The sequence below is a fragment of the Martelella sp. genome (genome assembly GCF_984369615.1).
Genome location: NZ_CFHTCS010000458.1, coordinates 1 through 2,949, shown reverse-complemented (window position 1 = coordinate 2,949; position 2,949 = coordinate 1). Strand labels below are relative to the sequence as shown.

The following is a 2,949-nucleotide window of genomic DNA, read 5'->3' as shown; positions in this document are numbered from 1 at the left end:
TTCCGGCGCTCAGGCCTGCAAGGCGCTGAAGGAAGAGGGCTACCGGGTCATTCTGGTCAACTCCAATCCGGCGACGATCATGACCGACCCGGAGCTTGCCGACGCCACCTATGTCGAGCCGATCACCCCGGAAGTCGTCGCCAAGATCATCGCCAAGGAGCGGCCCGACGCGCTGCTGCCGACCATGGGCGGCCAGACCGCGCTCAACACCGCATTGTCGCTCAGGCGCATGGGCGTGCTGGAGCGCTACAATGTCGAGATGATCGGCGCGAAGCCGGATGCCATCGACAAGGCCGAGGACCGCGCGCTGTTTCGCGAGGCGATGGCCAAGATCGGCCTCGAAACGCCGAAGTCCATGCTCGCCAACGCCACCGAGATCAAGGACCAGCACCGTCAGGAGCATGAGGTAAAACGGGCCGAGCTGAAGAAGACGCTTTCGGGCGACGCGCTGGACAACGCTCTCGACGAGTTGGAGAACCAGTGGAACCTCGGCAATACCGACCGCAAGCAGCGCTACATGTCGCATGCGATGGCGATCGCCGCCCAGGCGCTCGACACGATCGGCCTGCCCGCGATTATCCGTCCGTCCTTCACGCTCGGCGGCACGGGCGGCGGCATTGCCTATAATCGCTCCGAGTTCTTCGAGATCGTCGAACGCGGCCTCGATGCCTCGCCGACCACCGAAGTGCTGATCGAGGAATCCGTGCTCGGCTGGAAGGAGTATGAGATGGAAGTGGTCCGCGACAAGGCGGACAACTGCATCATCATCTGCTCGATCGAGAACGTCGACCCGATGGGCGTGCATACCGGCGATTCGATCACCGTCGCCCCGGCGCTCACGCTGACCGACAAGGAATACCAGATCATGCGCAACGCCTCGCTGGCGGTGCTGCGCGAGATCGGGGTCGAGACCGGCGGCTCGAACGTGCAGTTCGCGGTCAATCCGGCCGATGGCCGGCTCGTCGTCATCGAGATGAATCCGCGCGTGTCGCGCTCCTCGGCGCTGGCCTCCAAGGCCACCGGCTTCCCGATCGCCAAGGTCGCGGCCAAGCTTGCCATCGGCTACACGCTTGACGAGCTCGAAAACGACATCACCGGCGGCGCGACTCCCGCCTCGTTCGAGCCCTCTATCGATTATGTCGTCACCAAGATCCCGCGCTTTGCATTCGAAAAATTCCCCGGCGCGGAAAACACGCTGAACACCGCGATGAAATCCGTCGGCGAAGTGATGGCCATTGGCCGCACCTTCCCGGAATCGCTGCAGAAGGCGCTGCGCGGCCTTGAACGCGGCCTGACCGGCCTCGACGAGATCGAAATTCCCGGCATCGAGAACGGCGAGCCGAGCAATGCCATCCGCGCCGCCATCGGCACCGGCACGCCGGACCGGCTGCGCATGGTCGCGCAGGCCATGCGTCTTGGCGTCAGCCAGAGCGAGATCCACGAACATTCGAAGATCGACCCGTGGTTCCTGGATCAGCTGCGCGCCATCGTCGACATGGAGGCGCGGGTGCGCGAGCACGGCCTGCCGCAGGATGCCGAAAACCTGCGCATGCTGAAGGCCATGGGCTTTTCCGACCAGCGGCTGGCAAGCCTCACCCATGGCCGGCCCAAGGAAGTCGCCCAGTTGCGCAACAAGCTCGGCGTGCGCCCGGTCTACAAGCGCATCGATACCTGCGCCGCCGAGTTCGCCTCGCCGACCGCCTATATGTACTCCACCTACGAGACGCCGTTTGACGGCGAAGCCCGCTCGGAAGCCGGCATTTCCGATGCCAGGAAGGTCGTCATCCTCGGCGGCGGACCGAACCGCATCGGCCAGGGCATCGAGTTCGACTATTGCTGCTGCCATGCCGCCTTCGCGCTGAAGGAGGCCGGCTATGAGTCGATCATGGTCAACTGCAACCCGGAAACAGTCTCGACCGACTACGACACGTCCGACCGCCTCTATTTCGAGCCGCTGACAGCCGAAGACGTGATCGAGATCATGCGCGCGGAACAGGAAAAGGGCACGCTTGCCGGCGTCATCGTCCAGTTCGGCGGCCAGACGCCGCTGAAGCTGGCGGAAGCGCTGGAAAAGAACGGCATCCCGATCCTCGGCACCGCGCCGGACATGATCGACCTTGCCGAGGATCGCGACCGGTTCCAGAAGCTCCTGATCAAGCTCGACCTCAACCAGCCGAACAACGGCATCGCCTATTCGGTCGAGCAGGCCCGCCTCGTCGCCGCCGAGATCGGTTACCCGCTGGTGGTGCGCCCCTCCTATGTGCTTGGCGGCCGGGCCATGGAGATTGTCCACAACGAGGCGGGGCTTTCGCATTACCTGCTGGAAGTGGTGCCGGAACTCGTCACCGAGGACATCAAGCAGCGCTACCCGAACGACAAGACCGGGCAGATCAACACCATGCTCGGCAAGAACCCGCTGCTGTTCGACAGCTACCTGACCAACGCCACCGAAGTGGACGTCGACTGCCTTTGCGATGGCGAGGATGTCTTCATCGCCGGCATCATGGAGCATATCGAGGAGGCCGGCATCCACTCGGGCGACAGCGCCTGCTCGCTGCCGCCGCATTCGCTTTCGCCGGAGGTGCTGGACGAGCTCGAGGAACAGTCCCGCGCCCTTGCGCTGGCGCTCAACGTCAAGGGCCTGATGAACGTGCAGTTCGCCATCAAGGACGGCACGGTCTATATCCTCGAAGTGAACCCGCGCGCCTCGCGCACCGTGCCCTTCGTCGCCAAAACCATCGGCGCGCCGATCGCCAAGATCGCCGCCCGCGTGATGGCCGGCGAAAGGCTGAACGATGTGATCGCGTCCTATGGCGAGCGCCCCAACCCGCGCAAGCTGAACCATATCGCGGTCAAGGAAGCGGTCTTCCCCTTCGCCAAGTTCCCCGGCGTCGACACGCTGCTCGGCCCGGAAATGCGCTCGACCGGCGAGGTCATCGGCCTCGACAA

Annotated in this window: 1 protein-coding gene; it reads left to right on the top strand. The window is 64.2% G+C overall.

Annotated elements, in window-relative coordinates; translation table 11 throughout:
- The coding region (gene carB / locus AC5DC2_RS22150; protein WP_491700050.1) for a carbamoyl-phosphate synthase large subunit at nt 1-2,949 on the top strand (2,949 nt) is incomplete at both ends.